The sequence below is a fragment of the Streptomyces sp. ATLC9 genome, assembly GCF_057196705.1.
Genome location: NZ_JBXUOY010000126.1, coordinates 1 through 14,460, shown reverse-complemented (window position 1 = coordinate 14,460; position 14,460 = coordinate 1). Strand labels below are relative to the sequence as shown.

The 14,460-nt window shown below is 73.8% G+C and carries 17 protein-coding genes and 1 pseudogene; 11 read left to right on the top strand and 7 right to left on the bottom strand.

Annotated elements, in window-relative coordinates; all coding sequences use genetic code 11:
* Nucleotides 1–52 precede the first annotated feature (52 nt).
* Nucleotides 53–511 (bottom strand): nuclear transport factor 2 family protein, encoded by a 459-nt coding sequence (locus AC2CJA_RS14865; RefSeq protein WP_484603174.1) that lies wholly within the window; start codon nucleotides 509–511, stop codon nucleotides 53–55.
* A gap of 433 nt (nucleotides 512–944) precedes the next feature.
* Here AC2CJA_RS14865 and AC2CJA_RS14860 point away from each other — a divergent pair, with 433 nt between their 5' ends.
* The 4 genes from AC2CJA_RS14860 (at nucleotide 945) to AC2CJA_RS14845 (ending at nucleotide 4,129) form a co-directional block, all read left to right on the top strand.
* The gene (locus tag AC2CJA_RS14860; RefSeq protein ID WP_484603173.1) at nucleotides 945–1,127 is read left to right on the top strand and encodes a hypothetical protein; all 183 of its coding nucleotides are present in this window, start codon (nucleotides 945–947) and stop codon (nucleotides 1,125–1,127) included.
* A gap of 103 nt (nucleotides 1,128–1,230) precedes the next feature.
* Nucleotides 1,231–2,010 (top strand): hypothetical protein, encoded by a 780-nt coding sequence (locus AC2CJA_RS14855; protein ID WP_484603172.1) that lies wholly within the window; start codon nucleotides 1,231–1,233, stop codon nucleotides 2,008–2,010.
* Entirely contained in the window at nucleotides 2,007–2,942 is a 936-nt protein-coding gene (locus AC2CJA_RS14850) for a DUF6895 family protein (protein ID WP_484603171.1), read from the top strand. Before AC2CJA_RS14855 ends, AC2CJA_RS14850 begins: the two co-directional genes overlap by 4 nt.
* Nucleotides 2,943–2,947: 5 nt before the next feature.
* Complete coding sequence (locus tag AC2CJA_RS14845) at nucleotides 2,948–4,129, top strand: serine hydrolase domain-containing protein (protein ID WP_484603170.1); 1,182 nt, start codon at nucleotides 2,948–2,950, stop codon at nucleotides 4,127–4,129.
* 92 nt (nucleotides 4,130–4,221) lie between these two features.
* On the opposite strand, the gene AC2CJA_RS14840 is transcribed toward AC2CJA_RS14845, so the two are convergent.
* Nucleotides 4,222–4,878: an aminotransferase class IV gene (locus AC2CJA_RS14840; RefSeq protein WP_484603169.1), complete on the bottom strand. Its 657-nt coding sequence runs from the start codon at nucleotides 4,876–4,878 to the stop codon at nucleotides 4,222–4,224.
* Here AC2CJA_RS14840 and AC2CJA_RS14835 point away from each other — a divergent pair, their 5' ends adjacent.
* The 3 genes from AC2CJA_RS14835 (at nucleotide 4,879) to AC2CJA_RS14825 (ending at nucleotide 7,039) form a co-directional block, all read left to right on the top strand.
* Nucleotides 4,879–5,223, top strand: coding sequence for a MerR family transcriptional regulator (locus tag AC2CJA_RS14835; RefSeq protein ID WP_484603168.1), 345 nt, complete (start codon nucleotides 4,879–4,881; stop codon nucleotides 5,221–5,223).
* A gap of 133 nt (nucleotides 5,224–5,356) precedes the next feature.
* Nucleotides 5,357–5,890 carry a GNAT family N-acetyltransferase gene (locus AC2CJA_RS14830; protein ID WP_484603175.1) on the top strand — a complete coding sequence of 178 codons (534 nt, stop codon included), beginning with the start codon at nucleotides 5,357–5,359 and terminating at the stop codon, nucleotides 5,888–5,890.
* Nucleotides 5,891–6,514: 624 nt separating this feature from the next.
* Entirely contained in the window at nucleotides 6,515–7,039 is a 525-nt protein-coding gene (locus AC2CJA_RS14825; RefSeq protein WP_484603167.1) for a hypothetical protein, read from the top strand.
* Here AC2CJA_RS14825 and AC2CJA_RS14820 read toward each other — a convergent pair.
* A complete protein-coding gene (locus AC2CJA_RS14820; RefSeq protein WP_484603166.1) occupies nucleotides 7,023–7,703 on the bottom strand; it encodes an enoyl-CoA hydratase-related protein in 681 nt (226 codons plus the stop codon). The two genes, AC2CJA_RS14825 and AC2CJA_RS14820, sit on opposite strands and share 17 nt — an antisense overlap.
* 269 nt (nucleotides 7,704–7,972) lie before the next feature.
* On the opposite strand from AC2CJA_RS14820, the gene AC2CJA_RS14815 reads away from it, so the two are divergent.
* The gene (locus AC2CJA_RS14815) at nucleotides 7,973–9,331 is read left to right on the top strand and encodes a PP2C family protein-serine/threonine phosphatase (RefSeq protein ID WP_484603165.1); all 1,359 of its coding nucleotides are present in this window, start codon (nucleotides 7,973–7,975) and stop codon (nucleotides 9,329–9,331) included.
* Nucleotides 9,332–9,415: 84 nt separating this feature from the next.
* Here AC2CJA_RS14815 and AC2CJA_RS14810 read toward each other — a convergent pair whose 3' ends face one another.
* The 3 genes from AC2CJA_RS14810 to AC2CJA_RS14800 all read right to left on the bottom strand — a co-directional run bounded on the left by AC2CJA_RS14810 (nucleotide 9,416) and on the right by AC2CJA_RS14800 (nucleotide 11,545).
* The gene (locus AC2CJA_RS14810; protein WP_484603164.1) at nucleotides 9,416–9,838 is read right to left on the bottom strand and encodes a hypothetical protein; all 423 of its coding nucleotides are present in this window, start codon (nucleotides 9,836–9,838) and stop codon (nucleotides 9,416–9,418) included.
* A 38-nt stretch (nucleotides 9,839–9,876) separates the two neighbouring features.
* A complete protein-coding gene (locus tag AC2CJA_RS14805; RefSeq protein ID WP_484603163.1) occupies nucleotides 9,877–10,566 on the bottom strand; it encodes a hypothetical protein in 690 nt (229 codons plus the stop codon).
* 310 nt (nucleotides 10,567–10,876) lie between these two features.
* Nucleotides 10,877–11,545 carry a lytic polysaccharide monooxygenase auxiliary activity family 9 protein gene (locus AC2CJA_RS14800; protein WP_484603162.1) on the bottom strand — a complete coding sequence of 223 codons (669 nt, stop codon included), beginning with the start codon at nucleotides 11,543–11,545 and terminating at the stop codon, nucleotides 10,877–10,879.
* 32 nt (nucleotides 11,546–11,577) lie between these two features.
* On the opposite strand from AC2CJA_RS14800, the pseudogene AC2CJA_RS14795 reads away from it, so the two are divergent.
* Together AC2CJA_RS14795 and AC2CJA_RS14790 are read left to right on the top strand one after the other, a co-directional pair.
* Nucleotides 11,578–12,054 (top strand): annotated as a pseudogene (locus AC2CJA_RS14795) (class I SAM-dependent methyltransferase); the annotation flags it as partial.
* 148 nt (nucleotides 12,055–12,202) lie between these two features.
* The gene (locus AC2CJA_RS14790) at nucleotides 12,203–12,334 is read left to right on the top strand and encodes a hypothetical protein (protein ID WP_484603176.1); all 132 of its coding nucleotides are present in this window, start codon (nucleotides 12,203–12,205) and stop codon (nucleotides 12,332–12,334) included.
* Between the two features lie 42 nt (nucleotides 12,335–12,376).
* Here AC2CJA_RS14790 and AC2CJA_RS14785 read toward each other — a convergent pair whose 3' ends face one another.
* Nucleotides 12,377–13,414, bottom strand: coding sequence for an AAA family ATPase (locus tag AC2CJA_RS14785; RefSeq protein WP_484603161.1), 1,038 nt, complete (start codon nucleotides 13,412–13,414; stop codon nucleotides 12,377–12,379).
* 661 nt (nucleotides 13,415–14,075) lie between these two features.
* Between AC2CJA_RS14785 and AC2CJA_RS14780 the strand changes: the two genes are divergently transcribed.
* A partial coding sequence (locus AC2CJA_RS14780) for an archease (RefSeq protein ID WP_484603160.1) occupies nucleotides 14,076–14,460 on the top strand: 385 nt, incomplete at its 3' end.

The window sequence follows — 14,460 nt, the reverse complement described above, 5'->3', positions numbered from 1 at the left end:
CCCGATGGGATTCGGGGGGCCACCGCCGTGGTGCGGGGCACTGTCCGGCGCCTCAGGGTGCGGGGAGTTCCACGGGGGTGTCGCGGTGGATGACCCGCGACCGCGTCAGCAGCTCGCCGTCACGCCGCACCAGCACGTCGTCGACGGTGAAGGTCGGCTGGAAGGAGACTTTGCCCTCCCGGTCGGTCTGGGTGACGAGCGTGTAGTACGACACCCGCAGGGTGTCCTCGTCCGCGGGGTCGGTCTCGATCAGCAGGTGGTCGAACCAGTGCCGCACGGCGATGTCCCGGTAGCGCGGCAGGTTCGCCCGCATGCCCGCGACCATCCGCTCGCGGCCCTGCGCCCGCTCACCGCCTGCGTGCACCACCACGCCGTCTTCGGTGAAGGTGTCCGCGAAACCCTCGATGTCCAGGGCGTCCACGCGGCGCATCTGCCGCGCGTAGAACGTCTGCACCTCCGCGTAGAGGTCCCCGGTGACCTTGCTCCTGACTGCCTGGACCGCCTGAGACACGGCGACTCCCTTCGACGACGGCCTGCGCCGCCGAGGGCCGGCGGCGCGATCGCCACCAGGCTGCCGCGCCCGGCTTCAGCACCGCTGGAGACCGGCTCGTACAGGACCGGGCGGGGCAGTTCACTCGTCGCGCACCACCACGGCGAGTTGCGCCCGGACGCCGGCGCCGGCTCGCGCCGCACCGGTCGGCGGACCGTCCAACTAATCCGTGCGGGTGAATACCCGACCGCTCTTCCGAACCCGCGCCCGCGGCGCGCTTCCGGGCCGTCTTCCGTGGTCAGCCGCCTCTTGGCGCCCATGCACGGGATATCGGAGAGCGCAAAAAGAACCAAAAGTGCATATGCGCATCCAAGTGCGTGTTCGTAACATCTTCCGTGAAGTCGCCCATATCGGGCGGCGACACCACCTGGCATCCCACCGAGGAGGACCCAGAATGCTCACCCACACCACGGGAACCACCCTTGCCCCCGCCGTCCCGGCCGAGCGCGACCTGGTCGCCGATCTGATGGCCACGCGCGAGGCCCCGGTCAGCGACGCGCCCGTGTGGGCGCCGGAGGCGATCGGGATTCTGCTGCTCGCGCTCCTGCTCTCCCCCAGGGAGCCGCGGGAGAAGTGACGCGACCGCCCCACAGCGGGATGCGACAGGAAACGGCATGATGCGACGGAAACAAACAGAATCGGCATAACATGACATACCGAGTCAGAGAGGTAGGTCACTGATGCCGAATCCGGACGCCCCATCGCGCACGGACTACGCCGCGGCGGTGGAGAGTCTGGCCGACCGTGTCCTCGGCGCCCTGCGGGGCGCCGGGGATCCGGTGGCGGTGGCCTCACAGGTGGACGAAGCCCCCGACCCCAAGGTCGCGCTGGCCGCCGTACGGGTACTGGGGCCCGACGTGTTCGCCCCCGCCCTGCTGGCCGGATCGCCCTTCGGGCCCGGCGACGCCCGGGCGGTGGCCGAGTCCCTGCGAATCTTTCCGCCCGCTCCCGACGCCGCGCCCGAGGCCGCGTGGCGTGACTGGACGACCGTGCGGCTCCTCGCGCGGTACGGCGGTGGCTCCCCCGACCACGCCCTCACCGGCGTCACAGGCATCACCGGCACCCCCGAGGACACCCTGGGCGTACGCGCACCGGCGCCCCCCGGCGACACCGGCTCCTCCTGGCGCGAGCTGTCCTCGAGCATGGCGCGGCTCTCCCCGCTCGCCCTGCCGAACACCGACGGCCCCGTCCACGAGACCGCTCTGGCCCGGCTGCGCGACCTGAGCCGGGGCACCGCCCGCGCGATGCTGCGCCGCGACTACCCCACCGCGGCCCGGCTGGCACGCTGGCTCGCCTGCGCACTGCACCGCGGGGCGCGCCCCGACCTCGACACGGCCGCCGTGGTGCGGCACCTCGAACTGCACTGCGGAGGCGGCGGGCGCACCGCGCTGGACACCGCCGTCGCCCGCGGCCTGCTGGACCGTTCGCAGCCGCAGAGGCCGGGAGGACCGACCGCATGAGCACGCCCCGCACCACCGCCGCGGCCCCCGCCCCCGTGGGGCGTTCGGCGCACCTGGTGGCCACCCGCGCCCTCGGCTGGCTGCGCCGCCACTGCGAGCTGGGCACCCTGCCGCCCGGCACCACCTCCGACATGGCCGACCCCGACAGCATCTACAAGCCGCTGGGCGAGACGGCCCTGGCGGCCTCCCTGGTGCTTCGCGAGGGGCTGGCCTCCGCGAGCGAGGAGCGCACCGCCCGCGAACTGCTCGACTTCGCCTGGTGGGAGCTGCGCGGCGGCGACATGCTCTACGAGCGGCAGCTGCGCTACATGATGATGGTCGACCCGCTGGAGCTGTACGCGCACTTCGTCCGCGCCGGCTACCGCCACCGGCGCCTGGAGGCCCTGCTGGACCACCTCGGCGGCCTGGTCACGATGGACGCCGTCGAGCAGGTGCCCAACCGCCGCCTCGCCGTCGCCAACGCCGCCCGCCTGACGGGCCTGGCGCGCGAGGCCGACTGGAAGCGGCTGACCGACGCCACCTGGCTCGGCAACACCCCCGAGCCGTGGGTGATCGACTGGATGACGGCCTACTGCGTGACGCACACCGTCTTCCACATCACCGACTGGGGCGCCCGCCCCGGCGACCTGCCGCCGCGCCTGGAGGAGTACCTCCAGCTCTGGCTGCCGGTGTGGCTGGACATCTGGCGGGAGGTCCAGGAGTGGGACCTCGTCACCGAGCTGCTGATCGTCGGAAGCTGCCTGCGCGAGCCCCACGCCGATCCCGTGCTGTGGGAGGAACTGGCCTCGGTGCAGCACGAGGACGGGCTGCTGCCCCGGGACGGCAAGGAGGTCGAGGGGGACGCCGCCCAGCGCTTCCGGGACCACCACCACCCCACCGTCGTCGCGGCCGTCGCCGGCACCCTGGCGCTCTCCCGCGCCGCACGGCGGTGAGCCCGGTGTCCTCCGACACGGCCTCCCGCCCGGGACCCGAACGGGACCCCGGCGCCGACACCGGCGCCGGCGCGGAAACCGGCGCCGGAACCGGCACCGCCACCGACGCCGGACCGGAGACCGAACCCGGCGCCGACACCGAAGCCACCGACGACGCCCCCACCGCACAGCCCGAGTCCGCGCTCTCCCTCCCCCTGGAGACGGTCGCCGCCGCCGCGCCCGGCCCCGCGGTGGCGGTCGTGGCGGTACGGGCGGGCGAGTCCAGGCTGCTGTGCCGGGGCGCGTCCGCCACCACCCGCTTCGAACTCGGCTCCGTGACCAAGACGTTCACCGCCCTGCTGCTGGCCGAGGCCGTGGCGCGGGACGAGCTGGGTCACGACGACCCGATCGCCGAACGCCTCCCCGCGGCCGCCGTCCCCGAGGGCTACGGCGACCGGATCACCCTCGCCCATCTGGCCTCGCACACCGCCGGGCTGCCCATCCTGCCGCCGGGACTGCTGCTGAAGGCCGTGCCCCGCTTCTACACCAACCCCTACGAGGGCTTCACCCCCGACCACCTGCTGCACGCCCTCTCCCGGACCCGGGTGCGCCACCCTCCCGGACAGCGGGTGCGCTACTCCAACTTCGGCGTCGGGCTGCTGGGCCGGCTGCTGTCGGACACGGCCGGCGCCCCGTACGGCGAGGCGCTCGCCACCCGGGTCCTCGCACCGCTCGGCCTGGCCGACAGCACCTGCGATCCCGAACTGCCCCAGGCCACCGGCCACTGGCACGGCCGCCCCCGCCCGCCCTGGCGCATCCCGGGCCTGCCGGGCGCGGGCGCGCTGCGCTCCAGCGCCCGCGATCTGCGGCGCTACCTGGAGGTCCTGCTCTCCCCGCCGCCGGAGACGGGCGAGATCCTGCGCACCGCCCTCCACGACGTCACCCGCCCGCGGGCGACCGCGCCCGGCGGCGACCGGATGTGCCTGGCCTGGAAGGCGCGCACCCACACCGCCCGCGACGGCGGCGACTTCGACCTGCTGTTCCACTCCGGCGGCACCCGCGGCTTCACCTCCTTCGCCGGCTTCTGCCCGGCCGCCCGCATCGGCCTGGCGGCGGTGACCAACAGCTCCCCCGCCCTGCGCGGCACCTTCATCCGCACCGCCTACCGCACCCTGCGCGACCTCGCCTCCGAGACCCCCACCCGCTGACCCGCGCCGGGTCGGGAACACCGTCGGCCGGTGCGCCCGCCCCCCTCCCCGTACGCCGCCCGCACGTGACCCGACGGCAGGCCGCCCGGCGCTCACGGCGCGGCGGGCGGTTCGGCCCGGTAGGCGCGGTGGAGCAGGTCCGTGAAGGCCGGGGCGGTGGGCAGGGGCACGGAGCCGATCCGGTGTACGGCGACCCCCGGCGTCCAGGAGTTCATGACGACGGCCCCGGCCAGTCCCGGCAGGTCGGCGAGGGTGATCTCCCGGACGCGCTGAGCGATGCCGAGGCGGCCGAGCCGCCGGCGCAGGACGCCCATCGTGACCCCGGTCAGTACGTCGGCGTCCGGCCACACCACCGCCGAACCGTCCCAGAAGGCCAGGTTCCAGATCGTCGCCTCGCCGATCCGGCCCCGGCGGTCGGTGAAGGCGGCATCGTCGAAGCCCTGCTCGGCGGCCCGGCGCAGCAGGTACGTCTTGGCCGCCTCACCGACGAGCTTGACCGACGGCAGAAAGCGCTCGTGCCCGAACGCCGCCAGCACCAGCGGTCCTTCGGGCCCGGAGGCGGGCGGTCCGGTGCGGACCAGCATCTCCGGCTCGGCGTCCGCCGCCGTGAACTCACCCGCCGGGGAGTACACCACGGCCGTCAGCGACACGTCCTGCGGCCCGCCCTCCAGCGCCACCCGCAGACGGGACCGCACCCGGTCGTCGGGCAGCGCCCGGCCGTACAGCTCCAGCGATGAGGAGTAAGGCACATGCTGATCGGGGAGCTGTCCCGGCGCACGGGGGTCAGCACGCGGCTGCTGCGGTACTACGGGGAGCAGGGGCTGCTCACTCCCGGGCGCGGCCCGAACGGCTACCGCGCGTACGACGAGGACGCGGTGCTCACCGTGCGGCAGATCCGCGCCCTGCTGGACGCGGGCCTGACCACCGAGGTGATCCGCTCGGTGCTGCCGTGCGCCCGGGGCCCGGAGCCGGGTTTCGACTGGTGCGCGGATCTGCGGAGCGCGCTGGAGTGGGAGTTGGCGGCGATGGACGAACGCATCGGCGAACTGACGCGCAGCCGCGACGCCCTCGCCGCCTACCTCGCGCGCCCCTGAGCCCCGGGCCCGCCCGGGCGCGGATGGCCGCCCGCCTGTACCGGAGGCGGAAAAAATCCACGAACTCATGTCAGTGGCCACGGATATGCTGCCTCGTCCTACGGAGCCAGGGGGGTTCACCGTGAGCAGCAGCATGCCGCCGTTTCCCGACCGGATCGAGCTCACCGGGGAGGGGCTCGTCCTGCGCGACTGGACGGAGGCGGACGTGGCCGCGATGCCGGATCTGTTCGACCACCCGGACATCGCCTACTGGACGCCGATCGTCTCCCCCTTCGACGAGGCGGCCGCCCGCGCGCGGCTCGGCCGGGCCCGGCGACTGCGGGCGGACGGCGTGGCCGTCCTGCTCGCGATCACGACCGATGGCCGCGCGCCGCTCGGCGAGGTGATGCTGCGGCGCGCCCCCGAGGGCACGGAGCTCGGCTACGCGGTCGGCCCGGCGCACCGCGGCCGGAGGCTGGCCGCGCGGGCGGTGCGGGTGATGGCCGCGTACGCCTTCGAGCGACTGGGCGCGGAGCGGGTGATCCTGAAGCTGGAGGCGGAGAACGCCGCCAGCGTCGCCGCGGCCGCCAGGGCGGGCTTCGGCCGGCTCGACATGCCGCTGATCGAGGGGGAGGAGAAGGGGCGGCCCTACGCCCTTCAGACGTGGGGTCTGCGGCCGGCGCCGTGAGGCCGCCCGGGCGGTGCGCCGACCGCTCCGGAGGGCCGGAATCCGGCCCGGAGCTCGGGCGCCGGGGGGGTCGGGATCCGGGATTCGAGCGCCTTCTCCAAGGAATGGGTGGGAGGTCTCCTCCCACCCTCCCACCCTGCGGTTTTCCACTCCGAGCGACCGGGTCGCCACACACCGCGTCGGCGGTGTGGCGTGCGGGACGACAAGAGAACGTCCCCCGCCGGTGGGCCAGCACCGGGCGAGGGTCTGACCATCCGGATCGAACGGACCTCGACCCCACGGCTATGGCCAACACTAGTGCCGCGTCAGCCAGGGTCTGCCCGGTGGCGAGGCGCCCCGGTGCGTGCGATCGCCAGGCGGCCGGAAGCCGCACGTAGTTGTCCCACCCGGGCTTTCGGCCAACGCGGCGAGCGTGCGTGCCAGGGCGGCGAGCGGGGTGAACCCTGACCGACGCGACACTAGCGCCGACGTGCGCCCGTACGCCCCTCCGATGGCGGCTCCCGGCTACGGAAAACGCTCCGCGCCCGGACAACTCCCCCGCCAGGCGCGGTGACTTCGAACATCTGCCGCCCCGCGAGGCGTCGGTGGCCGCCCACATCGACCGGCTGCCGGACGGCGCGGCGGGTGCGCGAGACCGTGGGCGAGGGCCGCACTCAGCGGGTGTACCGCACGTACTTCTCGCGGACGGCGCGGGACGACGCCTGGTGGGGAGCGTTCCTGCGGGGAGGCGTACTGCCCGGCGAGGCCCCGGAGCCGTCGGACGCGCCGGAACCGGAGCCGGTCGAGGAGACCGAGGACGTACGGCCGTCCCGGCGGGCGGAGGCGTACGAGGTGCCGGCCGCGCTCGGGCGGGCCGATCCGCGTATGACGCTCTCGGCAGCCGAGTGCGCTGACCTGGCCGGTCCGGCCTCCGTCTGGCTGGAGCCCGGGGCAGCTCGTGCCGGCGCTGACGTCCGGGCTGCCGGAGACGGTCCACTGCCCGGGGGCGCCGGCCCGGCGGCGGCCGAGGTGCGCGCCCGGGGCGAGCGGCTGCGGGCGGGTCTGCGCGCCCGGCCGCACGGGACCGGGGCCCGGTCCCGGTCTTCGGCTGAAGCGGCTGAACGGCCGCCCAGCCGATCGACCGGTCGCCCGCTCAGCCGCCCAGGCTGAGCGGGATCTCCTCGGCACGCAGCTCCGCGACGGCCGGGCCGTACATCCGGGACTTGATGGTGCCCAGAGTGGGGCTCGCCTTGGCGGTCAGGGAGGCGGCGATCTCGACCGCGGTGGACCGGACGGCGTCCTCCTCCACCGCGCGGTCGACGATCCCGGCGGCCAGCGCGTCCTGCCCGCCGTAGCGGCGTGCGGTGGTCATGCACTCGTGAGCCGTCTGCGGGGTCAGCCGGGCCTGGATGAGGGCGGACATCCCGGGAGTGAAGGGGATGTGGATGTCGGCCTCGGGCAGGCACCAGAAACCCCGGTCGGCGCGCATCACACGGAAGTCGTGGGCCAGGGAGAGCATCGCGCCGGCGGCGAAGGTGTGGCCCTGGAGGGCGGCCACGGTGATCAGCGGCAGGGTCAGCACCCGGGCGAAGAGGTCCTGGACGCTCGCGGCGTACTCGGCGGCCTTGCCGGTGTTGGCCAGCAGCCATTCGAGGTCGAGGCCGTTGGAGAAGAACTTGCCGGTCGCCGCGGTGACCAGGGCGCGCGGCCCCTCGGCCTTCTCCACCTCGTCCAGCAGGGCGCTGACGGAGGCGAGCCAGTCGGGGTGGAAGCGGTTCTCGCCGTCCCCGAGATCGAGGACGAAGACGTCGCCTTGGCGGTCGAGCGCGGGCATGGCTGCTCCTTCGGGCGGGGGTGGAACCGGCCGTGCCCGCTCGCGGCCTTCCCGAGCGGAAACCTACTGGCCGGTAACGGCGATGGCCGCATGCTACCCAGCCACCCCCCGGAAGGCATCCCCGGCACCGGGCCACCGAATCTCACTCCTCGGACAAAAGGGTCCTAGCATATGCCTTGTGGGGTGCCACCGGAGAGGAAACCGGCGCTCTCCCCGGGCGGAGGCCCACACCGGGTGGCGTGCCCGGTCCACGGCGACGAGGAGACCTGGTGGAGCAGGGTCAGGGAGCACGGCGGCACGGGCGGCGGTCCGGCGCCGTCCCGGAGGCCGGTCCCGGCCGGGCCACCGAGAACTCCGAGTTCGCCGAGCAGATCCAGTCGCTGACCCGCGCCCAGCACCGGCTGCAGAGCCTGCTCGACGCCGTGCTGGCCATCAGCAGCGAGCTGGAGCTGCCCGTGGTGCTGCGCCGCATCGTCACCACCGCGATGGAACTGGTCGACGCCCGCTACGGCGCACTCGGCGTACTGGACGAGAGCGGCGGGAGACTGGAGCAGTTCGTCCCCGTCGGGCTGGACGAGAAGGAGGAGGCCGCGCTCGCCGGCGTGGAACTCCCCCGGGGCCACGGTCTGCTCGGGCACCTGATCCACAACCCCGAACCGCTGCGGGTGGGGCGCATCGGCTCCCACCCCCACTCCTCCGGCTTCCCGCCCGGGCACCCGCCGATGCGCACCCTGCTCGGCGTGGCGATCGGCGTGCGGGGCGAGATCTACGGCGACCTGTACCTGACCGACCGGCGCGACGGTCTCCCCTTCGACGCCCAGGACGAGAACATCGTCGTCGCGCTGGCGGGCGCCGCGGGCGTGGCGATCGAGAACGCCCGGCTGTTCGAGCAGGTGCGTTCCGGCGCCGAGAACTTCCAGCGTCTGCTGCTGCCCCGGCTCCCCGACCTCCACCCGTTCGGCGGTTCGGCCGTATACCGGCCCGCGACGGCCCCCGGACAGCTCGGCGGCGACTGGTACGACGTCATCCTGCTGCCGGACCGCTCCTGCGCGGCCGTCATCGGGGACGTCGTCGGGCACGACCTGAAGGCCGCGGCCTCCATGGCCCAGACCCGCAACATGCTCCGCGCCCTGCTGTACGACCGGCGCACCCCGCCGAGCCTGGTCCTCTCCCAGCTCGACCGCACCCTCCACGCGATCACCGAGAACCCCGTCACCACCGCCTGCCTGGCCCGTATCGAGCCGGAGGGGGACGGCTGGTGCCTGCACTGGAGCAGCGCGGGCCATCTGCCGCCGCTGGTGATCACACCGGACCGCAGGACGGCCTATCTGCACGCCGATCCCGGTGTGCCGCTCGGCGTGGACACCCGGCAGCCCCGCCCCGACCACACCCGCCCCCTGCCGGGCGGAACCACGGTGGTCTTCTTCACGGACGGTCTGGTGGAGCACCCCTCGCGCCCCCTGGACGTGTGCATGGAGGAGCTCGCCGAGATCGCCGCCGCCCACGCCGGGGAGCCGCCGGAGAAGCTGTGCCGGGTTCTGGCCGACAATCACACCAGCGACGGTCACGACGACCTGGCTGTCCTCGTCCTGCGCACTCCGGAGGCGCCCGGTGCCCCGGACGCCTGACACCGGGCCGCGGGCGTCGGACCGCGCCGGGCGACGGTCCGGGTGCGGATACGGGGAGCGTGTCACGAGGTGAGGCGCATCACCTCAGATGGCCGCGCCCCCGGCAGGCGGCTGCGCCTCCGCAGGCGCCTCCGCGGGCGGGCCCGCTTGCCCGGGCACCATCGGCGTGTTGGCGGCCATCGCCTGGGTCTGGCGGGCCAGGACCCCGAGTGCCTTCGCGTCCGGCATCTTGCGTATGACGAAGATCGCCGCCATGGAGCTGGCCGGCAAGCCGGTGAGCAGGACGGCGTAGCCCGATTCACCCCTCAGGATCATCTGATAAGCAAGCCAGAGAAATCCGCACGCCAGACCCGCCCCGAATAGCTGTCCGAAGAAATTTGCGAGAGTCCTCATGGATGCCTCGTGGCGCTTGGCCTTCGCGTCCGCATTGAGCGCCTGGAGAGCGTTCCGCAGCTTTTCCTCGTTGGTGACTTCCAGGTTCTTCGCGAGTTCGATCAGTCGGTCCACCAGTGCTTCTGGCCGAATTTCCTCGGCCGCTCGGGACATCAAGCGCTTTTCTCCCGGAAATCTGCTGCGATCAGGTTGAGAGTCTGTACGACCGGGTGCCCGGCCTCGGCGAACCTCATCAGTTGCCGCGCCGCGGCGGAGGCGTGGGCCGGATCGTCGGGTTCGCTCCCCCGGCGGTCCGCGGCCTGCTCGTACTCCGTCAGGATCTTCACGAGGAAGGCGTGGGCCAGCCGGGGGTCCTCGGCACTGCGGCGGACCAGCAGGTCCGCAGCGATCCGGTCCACCTGCAGGGCGGCCAGTTTGCGCACTTCGTCGCGGTAGGACGCCAGAAGCCGCTTCCTTCGGTAGGAGAGCGAGAGCCGCAACGCGAGGAAGAAGGCGATGATCGTCATCATGGCGATCGCCGAGAGGCCGGCGATGATGGTGACCGGCCACAGAGTCCCGACGGCAAGGGCCACGGCCGCCAGCACCGCGGACATGGCGGCGGAGGCGAAGCTGCCGGCGACCGCCAGGAAACGCAGGGTGGAAAGCTTGTCCCTGATCTCCGATATCGAGGCGGAGTCACCGGAATCAGCCGGATTTTCCGAAGCGCCTTCCAGTGTCTGGTTCAGCTCGTCGACCCTCTGCGAAAAGGTGCCGCACGGCGGGGCATCGGCCTGAGCGGGAAGTGCTTTACCAGTCGGGTCTAAAACACTGAGCGCCCCCGCGCGCACATCCTTCCACTGCATACAGGACTCCCCTCGGTCCGTGTCACGCCAACCCAATGTAGCACACGGGCGACGCTGTGTAACCAGTCGATTCGGAGAATTCCGGCCAGTTCCGTTCGATCATTCGAACCGCCACCTCAGTACGCCCCGGAACGGCGGGTACAGCACTGCTCACGGTTGACGGGGAAAGCCGAACGGGCCGTTCCGTTCCGGCCTTTTCAGTCCGTACGCACCCGGAACCGTTCAGCACCGGTCACGCACCGCACCCGCACACCGCACGGCCGGCGGGCGTACGGGTACGCCCGCCGGCCGTGCGGCGACCGGTCGCGGCTCAGCCGAAGTCCACGTCACCGCAGATGCAGTGGACCTGGTCGGCGTGCGAGGCCTTCCAGATCGTGTAGACGATGTGGTGCCCGCCGCGGCCGGGGGCGCTGACGTCCACCCTGATGTCCGAGGCGGGGGCGTACCTGCCGGTCGTCTCGATCAGCTCCAGATCGCCCCAGCCCAGCCGCTCGCTGGTGGGGTCGAAGCCCTGGCGGGTGACGTAGATCTGCAGGTAGTCGGCGCCGTGCCGGGCCTGGTCGCGCAGGTGCACGGTGAAGTCGCGGCCGACGCGGGTCTTCTTCCAGTTACCGGGGACGTCCATCGCGCGGTAGCGGCCGTCGCTCGTGTGCCCGGCGCTGCACAGCTGCCCGTCGGGGACGAACGCCCGGTGGTTGCCGCCGGCGTTGTCGCGGTACAGGCCGTTCCAGTTCCACATGGCGTTGGTGTCGGTCTGCCACGCCTGCCAGCACATCGGGTCCTGCTGCTGCATGGCCGGGTTCTGGAAGTCGCTGCCCCAGCGCAGCCAGCAGCCGTAGTTGCGGGAGGCGGGGTCGATGACCGAGCCGTGGGCGGAGGCGGTCCCGGCCCACGGGAGCATGCCGAGCAGCACGGCGGCCAGCACGGCGAGGAGGCGGGCCGCCCAGCGGCCACCCAAGACGCGATCATGACAATTCATCGCGGACACTTCGCTTTCGGGTGTGAGGGGGTGTGGGGGATCGAACCGGGAGCGCTCCCAGCCCGCCGTTCGTGCGTTCCCCGGCCGCAACCGACCCGAGACACATTCGACAGGAATTCGACAGAAATCCACCAGGGAACGCCGAAAACGATCATTCATGCCGTGGTACCACCGGGCGCCGTGGCATCGTCGGCGCCGTGCCCTTCGACCACAACGACCACTACCACCGGCTGCTGCTGCGCCGGGTGCCCCGCGGTTGCCGTACCGCCCTCGACATCGGCTGCGGAACCGGGCGCTTCGCCCGGCTGCTCGCGCGGCAGGGGATCGGGGTGGACGGGATCGACGCGTCGGCCGAGATGATCGAAACCGCCCGCGCGGCGTCGGCGGGCCTGCCACCCCGGCACCGGCCGCGCTTCCACCGGGCGGACGCCACCCGCGCCGAACTTCCCTCCGAGCACTACGACTTCGTCTCCTGCCTGGCCGCCCTCCACCACATGCCGTTCGGCACCGTCGCCGCGCTGCGGGACGCGCTGGCGCCCGGCGGTGTCCTGGCCGTGCTGGGCTGCTACCGGGAGACCTCCCCGGCCGACCGGGCCTGGAGCCTGGCCGCCGTGCCCGTCAACGCGGCGGCCCGGCTCGCGGTCCGCCGGAGCGCCGGTGAGGCGACCGGAGGCGACGCTGGAGGAGATACGGCGGGAGGCGGCCGTACTGCTGCCCGGATCGACCCTGCGCAGACTGCTGTTCTGGCGGTATCTGCTGGTCTTCCGCAAACCCGGCGACGGCGCCTGAGCCGCCGGGGCGTCCGGCGGCTCAGGCGTCCGGTCCACCGGCCTACGAGCCGCCGGAGGCGTCCCCCCGCCTTCCCCCGTACAGCCGGTCGAGGCCGACGAGCAGCACCTCGCCGTCCGCCTCCGCCGCGCGCAGGGCGGGGGTGAAGCCGGCGCCGGAGTAGCAGGCGGGACGGGTGCGCGCGGTGTCCTCGCCGTGGGCGGCGAGGTGGGCGACCAGCCGGCGCAGCAGCTCCAGGTGGGTCACGTCCAGCATCTCGTCCCAGCGGGCCAGCCCGACCGACAGCAGCGCGCCGGGGCGCTCCCCGGCCGGTCCCCGCACCACCACCTCGGCGGCGGGTACGGCGTCCGGCGGAGGGTGGGCCGGGGAGCCGTGGAGCGCCGTGGCGGGCGTGTCCCCGAAGACGCCGGGGCCTGCGTACTCCACCGCCCAGTCCCGGCACACCTGGGCGAAGTGCGGCGCCGCCACCTCCGCCTCGAAGGCGGGGCGCGCCCGGCGCCACAGCGTGGCGGCGTCCCCCCGCTCGGCCGACGGGCGCCGCGGCCGGACGACCCCGTACTCGAAGGCGAGCAGCGGCTCGGCGATCCGCAGCCGGGTGACGTTCGGGCGCAGGGCGTCGGGGGAGGCGTCGAGCAGGCCGCTCCCGTGCAGCAGTTCCAGGCCGCGGGAGACGTCGGGCAGCGGGACCTCCACGCGCTCGGCGATCCCGCCGGGCGTGGAGTGACCCGAGGCGACGGCCGCGAGCACGGAGTGGCACAGGGCGCGGTCGAGGTGGCCGGTCTCCTCCAGCACAGTCTCCAGCACCAGCAGCCGCGCCTCGCGGTACAGGGGCACTGCCGGATCGAGGACCGTACGGCGCACCCAGGCGTCGAAGTCCTCCGGCCCGCGGGGGACGTCACCGCGGGCGTGGTCGTACCGGTAGGCGGGTGTGCCGCCCACGACAGCGTGCACCAGGAACGCCGTGCGGGGGTCGTCCAGGTCCCACATGCGCGCGGCCTGCCGGAAATCCGGCGGGCGCACCTCCATCTCCAGGTCCGCCAGCCCGTGCAGCGGCGAGGGACCGCTGAACAGCCGGCGCATCACCGGCAGGTCGCTGCCGCACAGCAGCAGCCGGGGCCGGGCCCCGCCGCCCTCCCCGCCCTGCGCGGGCGCGGGGGGGGGGGGGGGGGGGGGGGGGGCGGGGGGGCCGGGCGGCGCAGATCACGGACGGCAGCGACGGGCTCTGCCGCACCAGACGGGGGAACTCGTCGACCACGACCGGCAGCGGCCCGCCCTCCCCCAGCCCCAGCAGGGCGTCCACGGCCGTCTCCCAGTCGCGCGGGCGGCCCCGCGCGGGCGCGCCGGCGTACTCGGCGATCCGCTCGCCCAGCATGCGCAGGGACTCCGAGCGCACCGCCTCCTGCGCGCCGAACCAGAAACCGCCCGCGGCCTCGGTGAGCGCCCGCAGCAGATGCGTCTTGCCCTGCCGCAGCCGTCCCGAGACCACGCCGAGGCCGGGCCCGGGCCGGGGGTCGGAGGCGAAGGCGGCGAGCGCCTCCCACTCGGCGTCGCGGCCGAGGACCGTATCCGGCCTGGCGTACCGGGGGGCGTCGGTGCGGGACACGGGCCGCTCCCATCGTTCGGTAGCGCTCTTCCTCCCATTACACCTCCGGCCGCGGCCCGCCGCGACGCGCGTACGCCCGTCCGCCGGGCGACGATGGGAACGGGCGGAAGACCGGACGGGGGCCGAGGAGGCGGGGCCATGGCACGTACGGAGGGCGCCGTGCGGCGCGGCGGGCACCGCCACGTCCCGCACACCGCCGACCTGCGGGTGGAGGCGTGGGCCCCGACCCGCGAGGAGTGTCCGGCGCACGCGGTGCGCGGCGTCTGCGAGTCCTTCGTGGACCTGTCGGGGGCCGTCGGCCGGCGCCGCCGGGAGGCCGAGGGGCGGGCGGAGACGGACGAGGACCTGCCGGTGGCCCTGCTGGACGAGGTGGTGTACCGGCTCGACGCCGACGGCGAGGTGCCGGCCGCCGTGCCCGGCGGGATGCGGGGCGAGCGGCCGATTCGGAGGCCCTCGCCCCAGCGTGTCTCTTCTGTGGGCGCGCGCCTGGCCGCCGGGGCGCCCCGAAGAGTCAAGCTGGTTT